The organism is Burkholderia sp. Bp9004, from assembly GCF_003858025.1.
GTDB classification, from domain to species: domain Bacteria; phylum Pseudomonadota; class Gammaproteobacteria; order Burkholderiales; family Burkholderiaceae; genus Burkholderia; species Burkholderia diffusa.
This window is the reverse complement of the sequence record NZ_QTQD01000006.1, coordinates 239,622-261,546: the sequence shown is the minus strand read 5'-3', so window position 1 is coordinate 261,546 and position 21,925 is coordinate 239,622. Positions and strand designations below refer to the sequence as shown.

The following is a 21,925-nucleotide window of genomic DNA, read 5'->3' as shown; positions in this document are numbered from 1 at the left end:
TCACGACGGTGCAGGACGTCGCGCAGACGGTGCTGTTCCTGTCGGCGTTCCCGAGCGCCGCGCTCACGGGCCAGTCGTTCGTCGTCAGCCACGGCTGGTTCATGCAGTAACGTCCTCGCCTCCCGGACGGGAGGCGATTCCCGCACCACGTCCATTCTCACGACTCGTGATGGCATACCGTCGCTCGACGGTATGCCATCCGTCTCCGCCATCTACGGCGGGATTTCTCGGAGCAACTGATGAAACCGCACGCGCGTACAGAAAAGCAGGCCGTCGATGCGGCGGACCTGCAACACGAAGCCGGCGCGCCGGCCGCTGCGCGGTCGCTGCCATACGAAACGATCGCGCTCGTCCTGCAGGGCGGCGGCGCGCTCGGCGCGTATCAGGCCGGCGTGTTCGAAGGGCTGCACGAAGCGGGCGTTCCGCTCGACTGGATCGCCGGCATCTCGATCGGCGCGCTCAACACCGCGCTGATCGCCGGCAATGCGCCCGAACATCGCGTCGAGCGGCTGCGCGAATTCTGGGAAACGATCTGCCAGCCGGCATTCTTTCCCGCAATTCCGGCCGCGTTCGAGTTCGCGCTGTTCAACAGCATCGACCAGATCCGCACGTTCTTCACCGCGTCGCAGGCCGCGAGCGCGATGATGCAGGGCCAGCAGGGCTTCTTCGTGCCGCGCTTGCCGCCGCCGCTGCCGGGCGTGTCCGATCATCCGGAAAAAATCAGCTGGTACGACACGTCGCAGCTGCGCGCGACGCTGCTCAGGCTGTGCGATTTCGACCGGATCAACTCGGGCGAGACGCGCGTGTCGGTCGGCGCGGTCAACGTCGGAACGGGCAACTTCGTGTACTTCGACAACTCGCGCATCCGCCTCGCGCCCGAGCACTTCATGGCGTCCGGCGCGCTGCCGCCCGCGTTCCCGCCGGTCGAGATCGACGGCGAATACTACTGGGACGGCGGCGTCGTATCGAACACGCCGCTGATGGAAGTGCTGAGCGCGCGTCCGCGACGCGACACGCTCGCGTTCCAGGTCGACCTGTGGAGCGCACGCGGGCCGCTGCCCCGCACGATGGCCGACGTCGCGGAACGCACGAAAGACGTGCAGTATTCGAGCCGCACGCGTTTCGTCACCGACACGCTGCAGCGCGAACAGCGCTACCGCAACGTGCTGCGCCACGTGCTCGAGCAGGTGCCGGAAGCGCAGCGCAAGAGCGACCCGTGGTGCGTAGAGGCTGAAGCGATGTCGAGCGGGAAGAAGTACAACATCCAGCACCTGATCTATCAGCAGAAGGCGTACGAGCACCACTACAAGGACTATCAGTTCGGTCTGTCGACGATGCGCGACCACTGGAGCGCGGGTCTCGACGACATCCGCAAGACGCTCGCGGTCAAGGACGGCCTCGCGCTGCCCGCCAACGACGCAGGCTTCGTCACGCACGACATTCACCGCCGCCGGTAATGCCGCGTGCGACGGACCGGCGCGCTGCCTGCGCCGGTCCGTCCTCCTTTCCGATTCGACATGCCGATTTTCATTGCGCTGTTCGCGCTCATCGCCGTGGGATGGGGCGCGGTTCATCTGTTTCACGTCATCGCCGCGCAGTTCGGCCAGCCGGTCGCGATCGCGGCCGCCTTGTTCGCCGCCGCGATCCTGATCGCGCTGATCGCGTGGTGGATCAAGCGCCGTCGCGACATCGCACCGAACGCGAAGGAACAAGGCTGGACCCACGTCGTGCATCGCGAGTGGGGCGACGTGCGCGTGTCAGCGACGCAGGGGCTGCTGTGGCTGTCGCACGACGGTGCGGACGGCCGCTATACGTTGTCGCAGCTCGACGGCTGCGAAGCCGAGCCGATCGACGGCCGCTGGCATCTGGTCGTGCGTGTGCGTGACGCCGCACGCGGCGAATGGAAGCTGCCGATGATGGACAAGCACGATGCGCGGCGCTGGGCGCGCGTGCTGATGCTCGCGAGGGATAGCCGGCTGTAACGGGCCACTGCCGCGTGCCGACGCCGGCACGGCCGCGCACGACGCACGACGCACGGCGCATGACGCCCGCTGCTTTCTAGCGCGCGCCGAGCGCCCATAACGCGTCGAGCACGTGCTGGGTCGACCGCTCGACCGGGCCTGCCCGATGCGCGATGCCCAGTTCGCGCCACAACGCCGGACGCAGCGGCCGCATGACGATGCGTGCATCCGGCAACGGGGCGCCCGCCTCGTGCGGCAGCAGCGTCGCGCCGTAGCCTGCGGCGACCAGACTCTTGATCGCATCGTTGTAGTTGAGTTCGATGCGCGGCTCGGGGCGGTGGCCACCGAGCGCGAACCATTCCGCGGTGAGCCGCGACAGGCGGGTAGTCGCATCGTTAAGAATCAGCGGACGCGCGGCCAGATAGGCCGGCGTCACACGCGCCGGAAGCCGCCAGTCCGCAGGCAGAAAGGCCAGCACCGGATCGCGCCGCCACGCGCGGATCGAGAGCCCCGCGACCGCCGGCTGCGGCAACGCCACCAGTCCGACGTCGAGCGTGCCCTGCGCAATGCGCGCCAGTGTGTCGTGCGACGTGAGCACGGCAATCTGAACATCGATGTCCGGATGCCGCTCGCGCAGCCGGGCCACCGCCTGCGGCAACAGATGGGCGATCGCCCCGGTCGATGCGCCGAGACGCACGCGCCCGGTCAGCCCCTGCACTTGTCGCTCCAGGTCGTCGAGAGTCGACTCGACCTCGGCCAGCAGACGGCGCGCCCGCTCCACCAGCACCGCACCGATGGTCGACGGCTGCACGTTGCCGCGCGTGCGCGACAGCAACGGCGCACCGATGCGGCTTTCGAGTTCGGCGACATGAAGGCTGACCGTCGGCGGCGCAAGATGAAGCAGTTGCGCGGCAGCCACGAAGGATCCCTGGTCGGCGATCGCGACCAGCGTACGCAGTCGATCCAGACTGATCTCGCGCATTCCCACCTCTCGTTCAGAAAATCTGAATCTCGCAATCAGGAAATTCAACTTTTCCTATTCTAGGCGTTCGATGGACGATACGGCTTTCCCGACGTCCGAAGCGAGAAACGCGACCATCATGAGCCTCTCCACTGTCTACATCGACGGCGACCAAGGTACGACCGGACTGCTGATCCACGAGCGCCTGCGGGATCGCACCGATCTGCGGCTCGTCACGCTGCCGGATGCCGAGCGCAAGAACCCCGCGCGGCGCAGCGAAGCGATCAACGCATCCGATATCGCGATTCTGTGCCTGCCCGACGCCGCCGCGCGCGAAGCGGTCGGCTTCATCCGGAATTCGGCGGTACGCGTGATCGACGCGAGCTCGGCCCATCGCACCGATCCGGAATGGGTCTACGGTTTTCCCGAGATGGTCCACGGACATGCGCAGACGATCGCGCACGCGCGGCGCGTCACCAATCCGGGCTGCTATCCGACGGGCGCGATCGGCCTGCTCCGGCCGCTGCAACAAGCTGGCCTGCTGCCACGCGACTACCCGGCGAGCATCCATGCCGTGTCCGGTTACTCGGGCGGCGGCCGGACCGCCGTCGACGAATTCGAATCGAACGGGGCCGCACGCACGAAACCGCTGCAGGTCTACGGCCTCGCGCTCGCGCACAAGCACGTGCCCGAGATCCAGCTGCACGCGGGGCTCGCGCATCGTCCGCTGTTCGTGCCGGCTTACGGCGCCTATCGGCAAGGCATCGTGCTGACCGTGCCGATCGAGCTGCGCCTTCTCCCGGCCGGCGTGACCGGTGAGTTGCTGCATGCGTGTCTCGCGCACCATTACGCCGACGCGCGCCACGTCGAGGTCACGCCGCTCGCGGATACGCGCACGATCACGCATCTCGATCCGCAAGCGCTGAACGGTACGAACGACCTGCGGCTTGGCGTGTTCGTGAATGCCGAGCACGGCCAGGTGCTGCTGTCCGCCGTGTTCGACAATCTCGGCAAAGGGGCATCCGGCGCGGCCGTGCAGAACCTCGATCTGATGCTCGGTGCGGCGAAAGCGGCGTAAGCCCCAGGCGGCCACCATCATCGGCCGGCCCGGCGCATCGCGGCCGTCGGTGCGTCGGTGCGTCGGTGCCTGCGGCACGCTACCGGCTCGCGACGCGGTTGCGAGCCGTCAACGGGCGTCTGCCGACGCTTCTTACATGCCCCCGTAAAAGCTCACCTTTGGCCGATTTCAGGCCGCATCGTCACCCGCCGCGGCATTCAACCCGGCAAGCGCCTCCGCGAGGAAATCGACGCACACGCGCACTTTCGCCGAAGCCGCGACGCGTTCCGGATACACAGCCCAGATGTTCGCCGGCTGAATCACGTCCGACAGCACGCGACGCAGCGCGCCGCGTTCGATCAGCGGCCCCGCTTCCCAGATCGAGCGCAGCACGATCCCGCGCCCGGCCAGCGCCCATTGCACGGCCACCTCGCCGTGGTTCGTCGACAGCGCGCCGCCGACCTTCACCGTTGCCGTTTCTCCGCGCAGGTTCAGCCGCCAGACGCCGAACGGATGGTCGCGCTCCTTGATCGCGAGGCAGTCGTGCGATGCGAGATCCGCGAGCGTGCGCGGCGTGCCGCGCCGTGCGAGATAGTCGGGCGACGCGCACAGCACGCGATAGTTCGCGGCAAGGCGGCGAGCGATCAGGTGATCGGCGATCTCGTCGCCGATGCGCACGTCGAGGTCGTAGCCTTCGCCCGCGACGTCGACGAGCCGGTCGAACAGATCGAGCCGCACGTTCAGCTGCGGATAACGCGCGGAGAAGTCGAGCAACGCCGGCGCGACGACATGACGGCCGAAGCCGAAGCTGCTCGAGATACGCAGCGTGCCGCGCGGCACCGTGCGCGTGGTCGACACGTCCTCGACGAGATGGTCGACGTCATCGAGAATCTTCTCGGCACGCGCGAACACGCGTTCGCCGGCCTCCGTGACCGTCACGCGGCGCGTCGAGCGATGCAGCAGCCGCGTGCCGAGCTGCGCCTCGAGCAGCGCGATGCGCTTGCTCACATATGCGGGCGATACCGCGAGCTGCTCGGCCGCCGCGCTGAAGCTCGTCAGGCGGACGACCAGGCTGAAGACGCGCAGGTCGTCGAGATTCGGCGATTTGTTCACGATTCGTGGAAAGTCGATTAACCTTTCGCACGATTTTAATCTGAATGGAAATAAATAAAATGGCATCGTGTACCGCTGCGCACGCTGCCGGCGGCCCGATCAGCCAAGGAGGCTTGCATGAGCGACAAGACGTACAAGATTGCCGTCATCCCCGGTGACGGCATCGGCCGTGAAGTGATGCCCGAGGGCCTGCGCGTGCTCGACGCCGTGACGGCGCGCTTCGGCATCCGTTTCCAGTTCGAGCAGATCGACTGGGCGAGCTGCGACTACTACGCCCAGCACGGCAAGATGATGCCGGACGACTGGAAGGCCCGGCTCTCGGGCATGGACGCGATCTTGTTCGGTGCGGTCGGCTGGCCCGCAACGGTGCCCGATCACATTTCGCTGTGGGGTTCGCTGCTGAAATTCCGCCGCGAATTCGACCAGTACATCAACCTGCGGCCCGCGCGCCTGTTCGACGGCGTGCCGTCGCCGCTCGCCGGCCGCAAAGCAGGCGACATCGACTTCATGATCGTGCGCGAGAACACCGAAGGCGAATATTCGTCGGTCGGCGGCACGATGTTCGAAGGCACCGAGCGCGAAGTGGTGATGCAGCAGTCGATCTTCACGCGCCACGGCACGGAGCGCGTGCTGAAGTTCGCGTTCGAGCTCGCGCAGCGCCGCGCGAAGCGCCTGACCGTCGCGACGAAGAGCAACGGCATCGCGATCAGCATGCCGTGGTGGGACGCACGCGCGGCCGAGATGGGCGAACGCTATCCCGAGATCGCCGTCGACAAGCAGCACATCGACATCCTGTGCGCGCGCTTCGTGCTGCAGCCTGACCGCTTCGACGTCGTCGTCGCGTCGAACCTGTTCGGCGACATCCTGTCCGACCTCGGGCCGGCCTGCACGGGCACGATCGGCATCGCGCCGTCGGCGAACCTGAACCCGGATCGCACGTTTCCGTCGCTGTTCGAACCGGTGCACGGCTCCGCGCCGGACATCGCGGGCCAGTACGTCGCGAACCCGATCGCGATGATCTGGTCGGCGGCGATGATGCTCGACTTCCTCGGCAACGGCGCGGGTCGCGAACGCGAGGCGCACGATGCGATCGTCGCGGCGATCGAGGACGTGCTGCGCACCGGGCCGCGCACGCGCGATCTCGGCGGTCAGGTGGGGACGCAGGAAGTGGGCGAGGCGATCGCGGCGCGGATCGCCGGCTGACGGAACGTCCGAAGGCGCGCGGCTCGGAAGTGTTCGATCGATGTCATGCTCAAGGGTGAGCAGCACGACTGACTGCCGCGCACCTTCGCCGATTTCGACGCGCACGCCTGGATGCGTGCATGTCGATGACGAACGGTGAGTTGGATCGCACATCGATACACACCGATTGAATCTCACCACCACGCATGTATGCAGCAAGTGCGCCGCCGATGTCGCATTCGATCCGCATGCGAGCAACGCTTCGCTCAGTGCAACCGCACCGTTTCCTGCGAAGATTGATCGGTGAGATGCAGGGCGTGAAGAATCACACCGTCCCGCACGAAATGTCTCCTCTCCCGAAAACGCTCACCTCAACCAGCGGCTCCCGTATTCCCTCACCGTTGAGCACAGGCGTCACGCTCGATGCCCAATAGCGCGCGTCCACGCGACGCCATCGTGCTACGTCACAGCCCAAGATCGGACAGACCGGGATGATCGTCCGGACGGCGACCGAGAGGCCAGTGGTACAGGCGATCCGCTTCGCGAATCGGCAGGTCGTTGATGCTCGCGTGGCGATGCGCCATCAAGCCGTTTTCGTCGAACTCCCAGTTTTCGTTCCCGTATGAGCGGAACCAGTTGCCGGCGTCGTCATGCCATTCGTATGCGAATCGCACCGCGATGCGATTGCCGCCGAACGCCCACAGCTCCTTGATCAGCCGGTAGTCGAGCTCGCGCGTCCATTTCCGCTGCAGCAGTCCGACGATCTCGTCGCGGCCCGTCACGAACTCCGCGCGATTGCGCCACCGGCTCTGCGGCGTATAGGCAAGCGAGACGCGCTGCGGGTCGCGCGTGTTCCACGCATCCTCCGCGGCACGCACTTTCTGGCGCGCCGTATCGAGCGTGAAGGGCGGAACGGGCGGACGAATTTCCGGGGAAGCGGACATGGGATGCTCCTGTTCAAGGTTGGGGCTGCGCACGAACGCAGCCGGTTGGGACGCGTTACTTCGACGCTCGAGACACCGTTTCGAGCAAGAGCTCGGCGGTTGCGCGCGCATCGCGCGCCGCGGTCGCTTCGCCGCTGACGAGCGCGACGCCGATCGCGCCGTCGATCAGCACCAGCCATTGGCGCGCGATGCGAGCCAGGCCGCGGCGCTCGATGCCGGCGTCGTCGGCATACGCGTCGAGCCGCTCGCGTACGAACGCGAGCAAGCGCGCCTTGTGCATACGCGCGACGACGCGTATCGGATCGTCGGCGTCGGCAATCTCGCCGGACGCGTTCAGGAACGCGCAGCCGTGAAAATCGGGTTGCGAGAACCAGTCGCGCAGCACATCGAACATGCCGAGCAAGTGCGCACGCGGCGACTTGCCGCGCGCCAGCGTGGCGTCGACGAACCAGCGCATCCAGCGCTCGTCGCGTCGCTCGAGGGCGGCGACAACCAGCGCCTCCTTCGATTCGAACTGCGAATAAAAACTCTTTCGCGCGGCACCGGATCGCTTCACGATCGCATCGACACCCGTGGCGTGGATGCCGCCCGAGTAGATCAGCGCTTCGGCCGCGTCGAGCAGTCGATCGCGAACGGCCGGTTCGCCGGAGAAGTCATCATGTGTGTTCATGGGTTTACGGTAGAACGATCGTTCTCCATCGTCAACACCCATGTGAAAAGGCCCTGCCGTCGGAAGGGCCGAACGCCGCATGGTTTCGGTGGCGGGCAGCGCATCGCAGGCGGCGTTTACGACATTTTTTCTTGAAGCTGGCGCAGGGTGCTCACTACACTTCGGTCACCCCGTCTGGCCGAAAGGACATCATGCAGCGACCGGAATCCGCACGCGCCAAGCGTGCCTATGCGGCTTATGCGAAGCGGCTCGATGGCCGCGTCGTCGTACGGCGTTTCGATCCGTCCAGCGATTCGTATGAATCGCTTACCGCGTTGCTGCATCGCGCGTACGCGCCGCTCGGCGCCGCAGGCTTCAACTGTCCCGGTGTCGACCAGCCGGCGTCGGAGACGCGCGAACGCATGCTCACCGGCGAGTGTTTCGTCGCGCTCGGTAACGGGCATCTGGTCGCGACGATCACGATGCAGCCGCACGATCCCGATTCGCGGTGCGATCCGTACCGCAGCCGACGCGTCGCGACGCTCGGCCAGTTGGCCGTCGATCCGGTCTGGCAGGATCGCGGCATCGGCCGTGCGCTGCTCGCGTTCGCGCAACGGCGCGCGGCCGCGCGTGGCGCGACGCACCTCGCGCTTGATGCGCCGCATGCGGCTGTCCGGCTCGTCGACTTCTATCGACGCGAAGGGTTTCAGTTGATCGACGTGATGCGGTTTGCAGGACACAGCTATGACAGCGCGATCCTGTGCAAGGCCGTTGGCGTATCGGACGGGCGGATACCTGCATCCGACATGACGTCGATCCACGTCGAGCGGCGTGCCGGAGCGGCGTCATGAAACACGAAGCCGACGACGATCGTGCGCGGCTCGCACTGAGGCATGCCCGCACGCGGGCAGCGCTGCGCATGCGCGGGCTGGTGAAGCTGACGGTCGTCACGATCGCGGTCACGCAAACTCTGACGCTCGTGTTCGACGCCCTGCTCGTCGCGGTCGGCTACGCACCGGAAGCCGCGACGTTGCTGCTGTTCCGCTTCGTCACGTGCGCGCTCGTCAGCTTCTGGCTTCAGGCGGACGCATCCCGCGCGTATCGGCATGCGTCGAAGCGTGGGCTCGTGACGGTGTCCGGTGAGCATGGCGAACTGATCGAGATCGCACCGCAATGCCCGAAACGCTGGCTCGTCGTGTTGAGTCTGCAACTCGAACCGCGGTGGTTGAACGGTGAGCGCATCAGGTAGCGGGAAGCGCACCAATCAATGCGGCCTGGCAGGCGGACAGGTGAGTTCGCACGTCGTTGATCGGCTCACGCATCAAGAAGGCGCCGTGACGGCGTTGCGTGGTGACGTGCTGTCACGAAAGCACGGCAAGACCGTGGCCCAGGCGGGCGGTGCGACAGAGCGGCGCTATTCAGGCGCGGCAAACGAAACGGAAGGGCAGGAAGAGACACTCGCGCCGAGCGACGCGAGAGTGCGGGCGGGAGCGCGACGCTGACGAGTGAGATGCATGCGTGATTGCATGTCATCGATACGTGCTGCGGCAGCGAAGCGCGATCGCCCTCATATCGTCAAGAAAAAACGCGGTGCCGTCGTTGAATTCTTCGCCTGCGCGTCACACGAAGGCACGATCGAGCCATCATGCGGCACGCAAACAGCTCCCGAATAATCTCACCTCACGCGTTCGTCGAAGCCGCCCTGCCTCGACAAACGCTCATGCCGACACGAACGGGGCACTCGGCAAACGCGCCGAGCCGCCCCACCGGCACTCAGACCGTCCAGTCGAGGATCACCTTGCCGCTTTCACCGGACAGCATCGCGGCGAAGCCTTGCTCGTAATCGTCGGCTGCAAAACGATGCGTGATGATCGGCGACAGATCGAGGCCGCTTTGCAGCATCGCGACCATCTTGTACCAGGTCTCGAACATCTCGCGCCCGTAGATGCCCTTGATCTCGAGCCCCTTGAAGATCACCTGGTTCCAGTCGATCGCCGTCTGCGCGGGCGGAATGCCGAGCAGCGCAACCTTGCCGCCGTGATTCATCGCCTCGAGCATGCTGGTGAACGCGCTCGGCACGCCCGACATCTCGAGGCCGACGTCGAAGCCTTCCGTCATGTGCAGGTCGGCCATCACGTCGCGCAGCGACTCGCGTGCGACGTTGACCGCGCGCGTCGCGCCCATCTTGCGCGCGAGTTCGAGCCGGTAGTCGTTGATATCGGTGATCACGACGTTGCGCGCGCCGACGTGCTTCGCGATCGCGACGGCCATGATGCCGATCGGGCCCGCGCCCGTGATCAGCACGTCCTCGCCGACGAGATTGAACGACAGCGCCGTGTGCGTCGCGTTGCCGAACGGATCGAAGATCGACGCGAGATCGTCGGAGATCTCGGGCGGAATCTTGAACGCGTTGAACGCGGGAATCGCCAGATACTCGGCGAACGCGCCCTCTCGATTCACGCCGACGCCGACCGTGTTGCGGCACAGATGCCGGCGGCCGGCACGACAGTTGCGACAGAAGCCGCATGTGATGTGGCCTTCGCCGGACACGCGGTCGCCGATCGCGAAGCCGCGCACTTCCTGCCCCATCTCGACGATCTCCCCGACGTATTCGTGGCCGACGTGCATGGGTACGGGAATCGTCTTCTGCGCCCAGTCGTCCCACTTCCAGATATGGATGTCGGTGCCGCAGATCGCCGTGCGGCGAATCTTGATCAGCACGTCGTTGTGTCCGACTTCGGGGCGCTTCACGCGCGTGAGCGTGAGGCCCGGGCCGCGCTCGAGCTTTGCCAGTGCTTTCATGGTCGCGCCTCCGTCAGACGATGCCGACCGACTTGCCGACGCGCACGAACGCGGCGACCGTCTGATCGATCTGTTCAGGCGTATGCGCGGCGCTCATCTGCGTGCGGATGCGTGCGCGACCGCGCGGCACGACCGGGAACGAGAAGCCGATCACGTAGACGCCTTCTTCGAGCAACTTGTCGGCCATGTTGGTTGCAAGCTGCGCGTCGCCGAGCATCACCGGGATAATCGGATGCGCACCGGGCACGAGCGTGAAACCCGCGGCGGTCATCTGCTCGCGGAAACGCACGCCGTTCTCGCGCACACGTTCGCGCAGCTTCGCCCCTTCCTCGCTGCCGAGCAGTTCCAGCACCTTCAGCGACGCCGCGGCAATGCTCGGCGTCAGCGTGTTCGAGAACAGGTACGGGCGCGAACGCTGGCGCAGCAATTCGACGACCTCGCGGCGGGCCGCGACATAGCCGCCCGATGCACCGCCCAACGCCTTGCCGAGCGTGCCGGTAATGATGTCGATGCGACCATCGACGCCGCAGTGCTCGGGCGTGCCGCGGCCATGCGCGCCGATGAAGCCGACCGCGTGCGAATCGTCGACCATCACGAGCGCGCCGTAACGATCGGCGAGGTCACAGATGCCTTTCAGGTCGGCGATGATGCCGTCCATCGAGAACACGCCGTCGGTCGCGATCAGCTTGTGGCGCGCGCCCGCTGCGTCGGCTTCCTTCAGCTTCGCCTCGAGATCGGAGAGATCGTTGTTCTTGTAACGGAAACGCTTCGCCTTGCAGAGGCGGATACCGTCGATGATGCTCGCGTGGTTCAGCTCGTCGCTGATCACTGCGTCGTTCTCGTCGAGCAGCGTCTCGAACAGGCCGCCGTTCGCATCGAAGCAGCTCGAATAGAGGATGCTGTCTTCCGTGCCGAGAAACGACGCCAACGCGCTTTCGAGTTGCTTGTGCACGGTTTGCGTGCCGCAGATGAAGCGCACCGACGCCATGCCGAAGCCGTCCTGGTCGAGACCGGCCTGCGCCGCGGCGATCAGGCGCCGATCGTTCGCCAGACCGAGATAGTTGTTCGCGCAGAAATTCAGCACGCCGGCACCGCTGGCGAGCCGCACGGCCGCCGCTTGGGGACTCGCGATCTCGCGCTCGGTCTTGTAAAAACCGTCCGCGCGGATCTGGTCGAGCGTCCCGCGCACCTGGGCGAGAAAGGCATCACGCATCGCAAAGCTCCTGACAGGGATTCGCAATCCGCCGCGCGCCGCTCGTGGCGGCTGCGCAACGGCCTGCTACTGTTATAGTCGGTCGTTCGGTTGACCGCATTTATCCGATATTCCGAACTAGAATTCGAAATACCGAACAACTCTAAGCGAACGGAAACCAAATGGCAAGTTCCTCCGCGTCGCGGCGCACGCCTGCCGGCGCCGCACCGCAGCCGCCGGGCGTGACGCCGCCGCGCGTCGGCGAGCAAATCCAGCGACTGCGCAACGAGCGCAAGCTGACCCTCGACGACCTGTCGCGCGCAGCCGGCGTATCGAAGTCGATGCTCTCCGAGATCGAGCGCGACAAGGCCAATCCGACGATCGCGGTCGCATGGCGGCTCACGAACGCGCTCGGCATCACGCTCGACGAACTGTTCTCGCAACCGAAAGCGCCGGAGACGATCCGCGTGGATGGCCCGCACGACATCCCGACGCTCGCCGGCCACGACGGCCGCTATCAATTGCGCGTATGGGGCCCGATCGACCTGGCCGGCAAGTTCGAGTGGTACGAACTGACGCTGCCGGGCGGCGGCGCGCTCGTGTCGAACGCGCACGAACCCGGCACGCGCGAGCACCTCACCGTGCTCCAGGGCGCGATGGAAATCGAAGCCGCGGCGGCGAGCCGACGCCTGAAAGCGGGCGATACCGCGCGCTACCCGGCCGACACGCCTCACGCCATCCGCAATCCCGGCAAGGCGGAAGCGCGCGCACTACTGATCGTGATTCATCGCTGACGATGCGAATAGCTGGCCGAAAGGCCAGTTGCGGAAAACACTGTATGTTTGTACAGTATACGGACATTCCGCCATGCATTGGCCGGGGCCGCCGCACCGAGGCGCCCGCTCCGGTCGACAGGAGCCTGCGATGACAGAAGAACAAGATTTGGCCGCGCTCAGCTTCAAGGCTGCCGCGCACGACCTCGAGTTGATTGTGCGCCATATAGCCGGGCGCTACATCCATCAGCGCGTCCCGCTGTCGTGGCGCCTGCTGCACGCCATCGAAGCCGAGGCACTCGCGGATCTCGGGTTTGCCAGTCGGCACGAAGCCGGCATGCGCCAGCTGTTCGAACGGCCGTCGGACATGACTTTTCCCGAAACGGATGATCCGATCGATTTCGGACGATCGAATGCGCTACCCGCTGTCTTCTCGTTCGCGGTTCTCGCGTATGAAGCGGCGGCCAGATCGCAGGAAGCGGCACCCAGCGAGCGCATTCATCGCCCATCCAAGGCGTGGGGTGACTGACATAAGGCCCTGGCCGTTCGGCACGGCGGCCGGCTCCCGCATCCTGCTGCCCGCCACGTTGCGGATAGGGCTACCATATACGCAACTAACGGAATAAACAACATGTCCCTTCCCACCCCCTCCGACACGCCCGCACGCCCGGAAGAAAAGGATCTGTTCGACCGTGGTGCGTCCGACTGGATCATCTCGCCCGAAGCCGCGTTCGACGCATGGCTTGCCATGCAGGACTACCGCCGTTCGTCGGCCGACGTCTACCGCGCACAATGGGGCGCCTTTCTCGCGTGGCTACGTGCACATCAGAAAAACCTGGCCACGGTCGATACCGCAACGATCGCGAATTTCGTCAGCGAGCTTCCCATACGAAAAACGCAGCGAATGCGCTATTTGAGGCTGATCGAACGCGTGCTCGACCACATCCGGCGCACCGAGATCGCGTCCACCAACCCGGCCCGCTTCATTGCTCAGGATGGCGAAGCGGATTGGCGTCAGGCACGCGACAACGAGCCGACCGGTTTCCTGACACCGGCCGAACGCGCGAAGTTGCTGGCCTACCTGTTTTCGCCGATTGGCGTATCTGGCTCCGCATACTGGAAGGAGCGGCGTGACCGCGCGCTCGTCGCCGCATTTCTCGGGGCCGGCGTGAAAACCGGCGAAGCACGCGCGCTTACGATTAGTTGCATCAATGCAAGCGGAACGTCGCTGCAGATCCCGTCGACACATCCCGATTTCGCGCGCGAAACCCATCTGGCCTCGTTCGCGATCGCGTTGCTCGAAGCATGGCTCGTGGAACGCAAGCGCCAGGAGATTCCGGGCGAGCTCGTGTTTCCGGCATCGCACGCCGGGCGGCCGATGCACAAGGCGACGATGCTGCGCGCGATCGATGCAATCGTTGAATCCGCGGGGCTCACGTCGTCACGCACCGCGCGCGCGAGCCCGCAAACGCTGCGCAACACTTACGCTGCCGAACTGTTCGAGCACGACGTGCCACCCGAGCGGGTCGGCAAATGGCTCGGCTTCATGCGGCCGATCTCGTCGAACCGCCTTCATCGCGCATGGAAAAACTGGCGCGATGATCTCGCGAATGGTGACGCGTCCGAGCAGGACGAAACTCACTGATGCCGACCCGGCTGCTCACGCGGCATGATCCGTGAGCAGCCCTGTGCGGCGTAGCCTCACCGTTTCACAGCTCCCGTAAAACCTCACCTCACGCGTCCCGAATTTCCTCACCTGTGCGATCCCTGTGCCGGGCGACACGTCAGTCGCGCGTAAAGCGCGCGACCGCTTCGAATCGGGAAGGCCAGGGCCCCGACGCATGTTCGCATTCGGGGCAAGACACTTCGAACCCGTCGTCGCCCTGCGACAATTCCGGTTCGCCGTCGCAGTGCGGGCACTGGGTCGGCACCGGAATCTCATGGTCCAGTGACGTCCCGATCGCGGAAAACGCATCCGCATCGAGCTGACCTGCATCGGCCAAGCGCCGGATCAGCGCGGAAATCTCCGGATTCATCCCGCGGCTCGCGCGCAGCGTGTTCACGTCGCGTGTCGCACGGTCCAATTCGTCGCTTTGGGTGCGCAGCTGTTCCTCGAGCCGGTCCGCGCGGGCCTTGGCCGAACTCAGCTGCTGAAGAAAATCGAATTCCTTGCGCTGCACGTCGCGCAGGCCGCTCTGGTAGCTCGACGCCATGCTGCGCAGCGAGTCCAGCTCGACCAGCATTGGTTTGACGCGGCGCTCGGCTTCGGCCACGGCATCCTTGATCTGCTGCGCATAGTGTTCGGTACGCTGCTGCAATTCGGCCTGGAGCGTGTCGATGCGGTCGCGCAGCGTCGCGTTCTGCGTCTGCTCCGCGTCGACACGGGCAGCCATGACAGCCAGCTCCTTTTCAAGTCGACCGACTGTGGTGAGCAGCGTCGCCTCGTTTGCCGAACCGTGCGTCGATTGCGAGGCCAGCTGCACCTCGAGCTCGGTCACACGCGCCTGCAGTTGCTCGTTGCGGGTTTCGCTGCGCGTCAGTGCGCCCTCTAGGGTTTCCTGGCGAACCGTTGCGTCGCGCAGCCGCTGTTCCGCATCCGCCATGCAGGCGCGAACCTGTTCGCGATCGACATCGAGGCTTTCCCTGGCCGCTTTCAACGCCTCTTCATATAGCGCTCCGAGCAATGAGCCTGCCTTTTCCTCGACCGCTTTCGGGATCGCCGCACCGTCGAGCCGGATTTTCGAGGCGGAACGGATTCGTTCCCAGAAATGATCGATGTCCTTCGGAATGTCGCTGGCGCTGCCGGTCTGGGTCAGGTCGCGAACGTTGGCAGCCGATGGTCGGATACCGAGATCGAAGAACAACCGCTTGCACGCATGCAGCGACAACTCCTGGCGGCGCGCGCCGCTCGCACGAAGCGATTCCAGTTCTTCTCGGATGACTCCACGCATTTCATCCAGCGTCATGGGAGGACTCGCAGACATTGACATGTTGCGATCATAACGAAATACGTATTTTTTGATACTTGTTTTCGCACAGCGTGGTGAATTTACATCGCTGTGCACGGAAATCTGGGCTGTGAGCCAATCCGGACGAACCAGCACTTCGATTCCGTGAAACAAAGCGAAGAAAACAAGGCAAGTCTTTGTTCTGGAAGCGTTTTCGGGTAGGCCCCGAAAAAGTGCATTTGTTTCACATGCCAGGCGTCATCGTAGCCGGCCGGTGTTCTGGGGTTGGGGTCTCTGTGGAAAACTCGATGACGGATGTCTTGAGAGTATTAGAAGTAAACACCCTTGAACCCTTAGTTAAAAACGTTAACGCCACGGCACAGCCTTATGTAGCAAGGCTTTCCGACCGACAAGGTGAAGTTTTACGGGAACCAAGGTGATCTTCTGCGGGAGCTGAAGTGATGGGATTCAGGGATCTGCGTGAGCCGATGCAGGAAAGGTCGTGAGCGGATTCGGGATCACAGTGAAACACGAGATTTCCCAAAGGTGAGGTTTTTCGGGGCCACACAGCCACGGAACCCATGCTGTGCCTGAACGCACAGTTTTCTGCCTGTGCAGACATGGGTGAGCATTTGCGGGACCTTCTTCGCGCCCCCATTCTGCCCATCTTTTGGGCAGTTTTCGGGAAAGGTGAGGTTTCACGGGACTCCACAGGGATTTGCTGTGAGGATTTCCGGGAATCGACCGTCATTTTGCACAGCAAAAGTGCCCTGTGGAGCCTGTGAGGCCCAAAAGGTGAGGCTTTTCGGGAGCGAAATGCGGGTTTTCCTGCCCGGATGCCGATAAGGTGAGCTTTTTCGGGGCATGGATCACAGGCCGTCGGATGTCTTACAGGTGAGGTTTTTCAGGAGCGCTATTTGCTCAAGAATTGGTCAAAGGTGAGGCTTTCCGGGATCCGGAGCGGGGCGAATTCGCTGAAAAGCCCACCGGGACTGGCGGAAATCTGATTTTCCCTGTGCCACTTTTTGGCACAGGTGAGATTTTTCGGGAATCGGCACACGGCTGTCGCGTCCGCCCGAACACCGTAAAGGTGAGGTTTTTCGGGAGATGGTCGCCGGACACAGCGGAACGCCTGACGTACATAAGTATCGGATGTCATTGACATTTTTGATACCGCGGCGGTTACGGTGAGATTTTTCGGGAGTCGCTTCCGCATCCGTTGGAATGCCGTTTTTGTCGTCAAGGTGAGGTTTTTCGGGAGCCTCTGGCTGCTGATCCCGCGTGTGTCGGGGATTCGTCGATATCAGGGTCACAGAATTTCGAGCCGATAAGGTGAGAATTTTCGGGACTGAATGGTTTCTGTGCGCTGTACAATGCGCGCCCGGGCCGTTGAAACGGTTTCGATCGACGTCGCGGAGTCCCTCTTCGGCGCGGGTTTCCGGACACCGGTCGCGGTCGCCCCGGCAGACGAGCCTGTACATGCATACAGGGCGTTGCGGGCCTGTCCGCTCGATGCCGTGACAGCCAGTGGCGACCCTGTGACGAGGACCCGGAAGTGCAGTCGTAAAATTACGACAAATCGAAAGGTGAGCCGATACGGGAGCAAATTTCGCACGTATCGAGCACAGGCAAAAATCTGTGAATCCGCGCATCCCGCGACACGTCTGGACGAGTCCGAAACGCTTTAAATCCGGACCGGTGAGGGTTTTCGGGAGAGGGTTGGGGTGAGTGCCGTTTTGCACGTGCGCTTCACCGGCTATGGTGAGCATGTCGTTCTGGACGCATATCACCACAGGCGCTATCCTTCCGTGAAACTTCTCCTCCGACCTGACGCATGGCCACGAAGCGCGCCAAGAAAACCGATGTGGATGTGGTGAGTGCCAGTTCAGCCGAATTGCGTAAGGCCGTCGAGGCGATCGCAATTCAGCCGAAGAGCGGCAAGATCACGCTCCTGACCCGCAAGCTGTTCAACGTCCTGCTCGCCGTCGCGCAGCAGGCCGACGACTCGGGCGATACCTATCGCGCGCTGCTGTCGGACATCGTCGCCAACTCCGCCTTCGATTCGAACGACACCGCGCTGGTGAAGGAACACCTGCGCCGTATGGTGTCGGTCCAGGTCGAATGGAGCTCGGGGACGTCGAGCCAGAAGCCGGGCCGCAAGTGGGGGATCTCGACACTGATCGCCGATGCCGAAATTCTTGAGGATCCGGCCACGCGCCGCGTGTGGGTCGAATTTTCATTTGCACCGAAGATCAAGAAGAAGCTGCTCGACCCGGTCCAGTACGCGCGTCTGAGCCTGCAGTTCCAGAGCCAGCTGCGCAGCAGCGCTGGTCTTGCGCTCTACGAAATCTGCGTGCGTTACCTGACGAACCCGAGCCATCTGACGATGCGCGAGCCGTGGGAATGGTGGCGTCCGATCCTGTCGGGCACGCCCGATACGGAAGCCGGCGACGAGGCGAAGCGCGAGTACAAGTACTTCAAGCGGGACTACCTGCGTCCGGCGATCGCAGAGGTCAATGCGGTCACCAACATTTTCGTCGAGCTGATCGAGCATCGGGAAGGGCGGCGGGTCGCGGAGATCCAGTTCCGCGTGACCGAGCGCAAGCAGCCGATGCTCGCGCTCGACGAGCATCCGAACGTGTTCGACAGCACGCTGGTCGACCGGATGGTGAAGCTCGGGATTCCGCTCAAGGAAGCGCAGACGCTCTACGCGGACAGCGAGGAGAACCGGATTCGCGCCGCGCTGCAGATGACCGAGCAGCGGATGCGCAGCACGACGCTGCCGCCGGTGCGCAGTGCGCCCGCGTTGTTCAAGGACGCGCTGAAGAAGGGTTATGCGCCGCCGGTCGAGTCCGTCGACGCGCTGCCTTCCGGCGCGCCTGCCGCGAAGGCCGTTTCGGCGCAGCCGGACGATCTGAAGGCACGTCTGTTGAGCGAATTCGCGGCGTTCCGCCGCAAGGAAGCGAAGGTGTTGTACGAGGAGCAGGGCGACGCGGAGCGCGAAGTGGCGCGCGAGTCGTTCGAGTCGGAAGTGTTGCCGACGATGGGCTCGCACCTGCGCGACGACTGGCGCAAGCGCGGTCTCGATTCGAAGCTGGCCGAGACGGCCTTTTTCGACTGGCTTGCCCAGAAAACCTGGGGCGAGCCGACCGACGGCGACCTGCTGTCGTTCACGCTGAATCAATCCCGGGCCGCCTGAGGCCCGTTCAGGTCCCTCTGACGGGCCGTCGCCGGCCGCCCTCCCGTCCGGCGGGCCCGGCGCCTCGCCAGGCCCTGTCGGCCATTTCCATCAGTCCGACAACAGCATCCGCTCGAGCTGCTCGAGGATTGCGTCGCGCTTGTCCTTCGGGAGGCCGCGCAGGCGCAGTTCGATGCGGTCTTCGCCATACGACTTCAGGTCGCCGACCGACTTGCCGCCGAGCTTGATCTCGAGACGCTGCGCATAGCGCTGGCGGCCCGCCGGCTTCGGCGTTTCCTGTGCCGCGACGCGGCCCTTGACGATGTCCGACACCTGGCGCGTGCTGAGATCGTCGGACACGATCTTGTTGATCAGCCGCAGCGTCGCCTCGGTGCCGCGCGCATTGTGATAACGGCCGACCTGATACGCCATGTTCGAACCGAAGCGATCGGGGCGTGCGACCATCTCCTGCATCACGCTTTCCGGCAGCTTGCCGATCGACAGCGCAACCGCGACCGTCGACTCGTCGAGGCCGAGATGCTCGGACAGTTCCTTCTGACTCTGGAAATGTTTGTCGTCGAGGAAGCGGCGCCATACGACGGCGTTGTCGAACACCGTCTGCGAATCGCGTTGCACGTTCAGGTCGTAGCCGAGCTTGTAGCTCTGGATTCCGATCGGCACGTCGATCACGATCGCCTTCACCGACTCCTTGTTCGCTTCCTTCAACGCACGCACACGACGGCCGCCGTCGCTGACGAAATACGAACCCGGATTGTCGTAGTCCGGAATCACATGGATCGCCTGCTGCTGCCCTTGCTTCGCGATGTTGACCGCGAGTTCGGCAATCGACGACTTCAGATAGAAGTGCCGCGGGTTGAACGGGCTATGCTTGATCGCCTTCAGCGACAGCTCGATCACCTGGCCGGGCGCATAGCGGTTCTCGAGGCGCCACGCGCGATATTGCGGTGACTCATCGGTCGGCGGATCGAGCAGGACGTCCGGTGCCGGCGGCGGCGCGATGTCCTTCTTGGCGGACTTCGTCGAGGCCGGCGTGGCCGTCTCGGATTTGACGATGCCATCGATGGCATTCAGCCGATCAAGCGCCGTGCGCTTCTCGCTCGTCGTGATATCCGGGCGCGCCTGGAATCCTTTTGCAAATTGGGAGGGTTTCATGCGACTCCTTTATGCGCATAAAGTCAGGGCAGCATGGCGACGATTTCGTCGGCACATGCGCGGATTTCCGCAGCGGCCAGCTTGGCGCCGCGATCGTTCATCTGCAGCACGGTCTGACCGAGCGCCATCGCCTGCTTGTACGCTTCCCGGGTCGGGATTTGCGTCTTCAGCAACGGGAAGCCGAGTTCCTCGAGTGCGCGCTTGAGCTCGCGGGTCAGCATGCGCTTCTCTTCCGTCTTGTTCAGCAGGAAGACGGCGCGGAGGTCCTCGTTCATCACCTGCGCCTGCTGGATCAGCTTGACCAGCCCAACGCTCGACCAGTAATCGGCCGGCGACGACGAAGTCGGGATCACGGCGATCGATGCGGCCAGCAGCACGACGCCGGAGACCTTCTCGGTGATCGACGGCGGGCAATCGACGACGATGATGTCGTAGTCGTTGATGAACTTCTTGATTTCGCGATGGATCTGGCCGCCGGCTTCGGCGAGGTTGACGACCGGGAACGGGATGCCGGCGTCGCTGTCACCGGATGCGCTCGACCAGTGAACCAAAGTGTTTTGACCGTCTGCGTCGATGACGAGGACGCGCTTCCCTTTCTCATGGAATGCCGCGCCGAGGTGCATGGCAATCGTGCTTTTGCCGACGCCACCTTTTTGTTGAGTGACTGCAATGATTTCCGCGGCCAATTTTCACTCCTGTTTTTGGTCGTTGGAATTCTACAGGACGATATTTATATTTCAATGAAATTGTCGTTCGCCAACTACGCGTTAGCCATTCGGGCTATTGGTTTATGCGCATAAACGAGCGGGTGATGCCGGATGGCTGGCACCGGTGGACGCGAGGTTACTGCGTTGGAGGATGAACGGAGATAGTCGTGACGGCGGGCGGCTTCGGTCTCACGTTCGGCACGCTGATCGGCGCAATGTATCGGTGCTGCCCTTTCGATCATTGAAGGGGGCTGCTGCCTTGGTGTCGGGGAGTTTGTGCGCATAAACTTCGGCGGTATTGGAGAGCATCGGCGAGTCTGAGTCCTCGCTCGCGCGCCCCACTCCGATGACGAACGCCGCGCGGCTCAGGCCGATGCGGTGCATACGTGCCATGTTCAGTGACGAAGCGTGCTGGCCGTCCCCCGCTGTGTTTATGCGCATAAACGATCGAGCGGCTCTGCCGATATCAACGGTCGCACGGTCGGCAGACATGCATAAGGACAACCGTACGGCGATGCCCCGGACGCCATCGCATATTGCGCTGATGATCGTTCGGGGGCATCGAAGTGTCCGGGCCGACCGCGATATCAGCGGTCGTCTCCACCCAGGCACGCGATAGCTTTATGCGCATAAACCCCGCGACGGAAACATGCGGTGGCTCTGTGTCGGCGCCGGCACCACGGCATGACGATGAGCTTATCCCCCGGGCTATTCGCCGACGAAGAAGGCCTCGGAAATTTCCCATGCACCGCACTTTATGCGCATAAACGCATCAAGCCGGCTGCGCGCTCGTCGGCGCAACGCACGCTCTCTGCATGCCACACCGAGACTCCAATCCCCCTTCCTCCCGTGCGCAGACATCCCGCCGAAACACCCGCAACCAGACTGGCTACAATACGGGCCTTTCTCATGCAGGCCCGAACGATGATCACGATCTACCACAACCCCCGCTGCTCGAAGTCCCGCGAGACACTTGCACTGATCGAGACGCTGAACACCACTGGCACGCCGGTGAACGTCGTCGAGTACCTGAAGACGCCGCCGACGGTCGAGGAACTGGAAGCGCTGCATCGTCAGCTTGGGCGCCCGGTGCGCGACATGCTTCGCGAAGGCGAGGAGCCGTACAAGACGCTGGATCTGGCCCGTGCGAATCTGACGGACGCGGAGGCCTACGAAGCGATTGCGGCGCATCCGATTTTGCTGCAGCGTCCGATCGTCGTGTATCGAGGTAAGGCAGCCATCGGCCGCCCGCCCGAGTCGGTGCGGGCGCTGTTCGAATAATTTT

The 21,925-nt window shown here is 64.0% G+C and carries 20 protein-coding genes and 1 pseudogene; 12 read left to right on the top strand and 9 right to left on the bottom strand.

Annotation, left to right across the window (positions count from 1 at the left end):
* From DIE08_RS10225 to DIE08_RS10215, 3 genes and pseudogenes are all read left to right on the top strand, one after another.
* Positions 1–110 (top strand): annotated as a pseudogene (locus tag DIE08_RS10225) (3-hydroxybutyrate dehydrogenase); the annotation flags it as partial.
* A 129-nt stretch (positions 111–239) separates the two neighbouring features.
* A complete protein-coding gene (locus DIE08_RS10220) occupies positions 240–1,457 on the top strand; it encodes a patatin-like phospholipase family protein (protein ID WP_185633855.1) in 1,218 nt (405 codons plus the stop codon).
* Positions 1,458–1,517: 60 nt separating this feature from the next.
* Positions 1,518–1,982 carry a hypothetical protein gene (locus DIE08_RS10215; RefSeq protein ID WP_059604569.1) on the top strand — a complete coding sequence of 155 codons (465 nt, stop codon included), beginning with the start codon at positions 1,518–1,520 and terminating at the stop codon, positions 1,980–1,982.
* Between the two features lie 76 nt (positions 1,983–2,058).
* On the opposite strand, the gene DIE08_RS10210 is transcribed toward DIE08_RS10215, so the two are convergent.
* Positions 2,059–2,943, bottom strand: coding sequence for a LysR family transcriptional regulator (locus DIE08_RS10210; protein ID WP_124901801.1), 885 nt, complete (start codon positions 2,941–2,943; stop codon positions 2,059–2,061).
* 118 nt (positions 2,944–3,061) lie between these two features.
* On the opposite strand from DIE08_RS10210, the gene argC reads away from it, so the two are divergent.
* The gene (gene argC / locus DIE08_RS10205; RefSeq protein WP_124901800.1) at positions 3,062–4,000 is read left to right on the top strand and encodes an N-acetyl-gamma-glutamyl-phosphate reductase; all 939 of its coding nucleotides are present in this window, start codon (positions 3,062–3,064) and stop codon (positions 3,998–4,000) included.
* 168 nt (positions 4,001–4,168) lie between these two features.
* Here the strand turns inward: argC and DIE08_RS10200 are convergent, their stop codons facing one another.
* Positions 4,169–5,092, bottom strand: a complete 924-nt coding sequence (locus tag DIE08_RS10200) for a LysR substrate-binding domain-containing protein (protein ID WP_175816307.1) — start codon at positions 5,090–5,092, stop codon at positions 4,169–4,171.
* Between the two features lie 117 nt (positions 5,093–5,209).
* Here DIE08_RS10200 and DIE08_RS10195 point away from each other — a divergent pair, with 117 nt between their 5' ends.
* Complete coding sequence (locus DIE08_RS10195; protein ID WP_124901798.1) at positions 5,210–6,295, top strand: tartrate dehydrogenase; 1,086 nt, start codon at positions 5,210–5,212, stop codon at positions 6,293–6,295.
* A 443-nt stretch (positions 6,296–6,738) separates the two neighbouring features.
* On the opposite strand, the gene DIE08_RS10190 is transcribed toward DIE08_RS10195, so the two are convergent.
* Together DIE08_RS10190 and DIE08_RS10185 are read right to left on the bottom strand one after the other, a co-directional pair.
* Entirely contained in the window at positions 6,739–7,218 is a 480-nt protein-coding gene (locus DIE08_RS10190) for a nuclear transport factor 2 family protein (RefSeq protein ID WP_059604582.1), read from the bottom strand.
* A gap of 55 nt (positions 7,219–7,273) precedes the next feature.
* Positions 7,274–7,888, bottom strand: coding sequence for a TetR/AcrR family transcriptional regulator (locus DIE08_RS10185; protein ID WP_124901797.1), 615 nt, complete (start codon positions 7,886–7,888; stop codon positions 7,274–7,276).
* A 191-nt stretch (positions 7,889–8,079) separates the two neighbouring features.
* Between DIE08_RS10185 and DIE08_RS10180 the strand changes: the two genes are divergently transcribed.
* Positions 8,080–8,718: a GNAT family N-acetyltransferase gene (locus DIE08_RS10180; RefSeq protein WP_059604589.1), complete on the top strand. Its 639-nt coding sequence runs from the start codon at positions 8,080–8,082 to the stop codon at positions 8,716–8,718.
* Complete coding sequence (locus tag DIE08_RS10175) at positions 8,715–9,116, top strand: hypothetical protein (protein ID WP_124901796.1); 402 nt, start codon at positions 8,715–8,717, stop codon at positions 9,114–9,116. Before DIE08_RS10180 ends, DIE08_RS10175 begins: the two co-directional genes overlap by 4 nt.
* Before the next feature lie 524 nt (positions 9,117–9,640).
* Here DIE08_RS10175 and tdh read toward each other — a convergent pair.
* Both tdh and DIE08_RS10165 read right to left on the bottom strand, forming a co-directional pair.
* Positions 9,641–10,669, bottom strand: coding sequence for an L-threonine 3-dehydrogenase (tdh, locus tag DIE08_RS10170; RefSeq protein WP_059529060.1), 1,029 nt, complete (start codon positions 10,667–10,669; stop codon positions 9,641–9,643).
* A gap of 13 nt (positions 10,670–10,682) precedes the next feature.
* Positions 10,683–11,882, bottom strand: a complete 1,200-nt coding sequence (locus DIE08_RS10165) for a glycine C-acetyltransferase (protein ID WP_124901795.1) — start codon at positions 11,880–11,882, stop codon at positions 10,683–10,685.
* Positions 11,883–12,043: 161 nt separating this feature from the next.
* On the opposite strand from DIE08_RS10165, the gene DIE08_RS10160 reads away from it, so the two are divergent.
* The 3 genes from DIE08_RS10160 to DIE08_RS10150 all read left to right on the top strand — a co-directional run bounded on the left by DIE08_RS10160 (position 12,044) and on the right by DIE08_RS10150 (position 14,279).
* Positions 12,044–12,655: a helix-turn-helix domain-containing protein gene (locus DIE08_RS10160; RefSeq protein ID WP_040138960.1), complete on the top strand. Its 612-nt coding sequence runs from the start codon at positions 12,044–12,046 to the stop codon at positions 12,653–12,655.
* Positions 12,656–12,785: 130 nt separating this feature from the next.
* Positions 12,786–13,163, top strand: coding sequence for a DUF2471 family protein (locus DIE08_RS10155; protein WP_059604597.1), 378 nt, complete (start codon positions 12,786–12,788; stop codon positions 13,161–13,163).
* A gap of 102 nt (positions 13,164–13,265) precedes the next feature.
* Positions 13,266–14,279, top strand: a complete 1,014-nt coding sequence (locus tag DIE08_RS10150; RefSeq protein WP_124901794.1) for a tyrosine-type recombinase/integrase — start codon at positions 13,266–13,268, stop codon at positions 14,277–14,279.
* A 139-nt stretch (positions 14,280–14,418) separates the two neighbouring features.
* Here the strand turns inward: DIE08_RS10150 and DIE08_RS10145 are convergent, their stop codons facing one another.
* Positions 14,419–15,600, bottom strand: coding sequence for a DNA-binding protein (locus DIE08_RS10145; RefSeq protein WP_124901793.1), 1,182 nt, complete (start codon positions 15,598–15,600; stop codon positions 14,419–14,421).
* Between the two features lie 1,816 nt (positions 15,601–17,416).
* On the opposite strand from DIE08_RS10145, the gene DIE08_RS10140 reads away from it, so the two are divergent.
* On the top strand, positions 17,417–18,781 hold the full coding sequence (locus DIE08_RS10140) for a replication initiation protein (protein ID WP_059604605.1): 1,365 nt from the start codon (positions 17,417–17,419) through the stop codon (positions 18,779–18,781).
* 90 nt (positions 18,782–18,871) lie between these two features.
* Here the strand turns inward: DIE08_RS10140 and DIE08_RS10135 are convergent, their stop codons facing one another.
* Together DIE08_RS10135 and parA are read right to left on the bottom strand one after the other, a co-directional pair.
* Positions 18,872–19,933, bottom strand: coding sequence for a ParB/RepB/Spo0J family partition protein (locus DIE08_RS10135; RefSeq protein WP_124901792.1), 1,062 nt, complete (start codon positions 19,931–19,933; stop codon positions 18,872–18,874).
* Positions 19,934–19,956: 23 nt separating this feature from the next.
* Positions 19,957–20,619 (bottom strand): ParA family partition ATPase, encoded by a 663-nt coding sequence (parA, locus tag DIE08_RS10130; RefSeq protein WP_040138954.1) that lies wholly within the window; start codon positions 20,617–20,619, stop codon positions 19,957–19,959.
* A 945-nt stretch (positions 20,620–21,564) separates the two neighbouring features.
* Between parA and arsC the strand changes: the two genes are divergently transcribed.
* Complete coding sequence (gene arsC / locus DIE08_RS10125; protein ID WP_059604814.1) at positions 21,565–21,921, top strand: arsenate reductase (glutaredoxin); 357 nt, start codon at positions 21,565–21,567, stop codon at positions 21,919–21,921.
* The last annotated feature ends 4 nt before the right edge of the window (positions 21,922–21,925 follow it).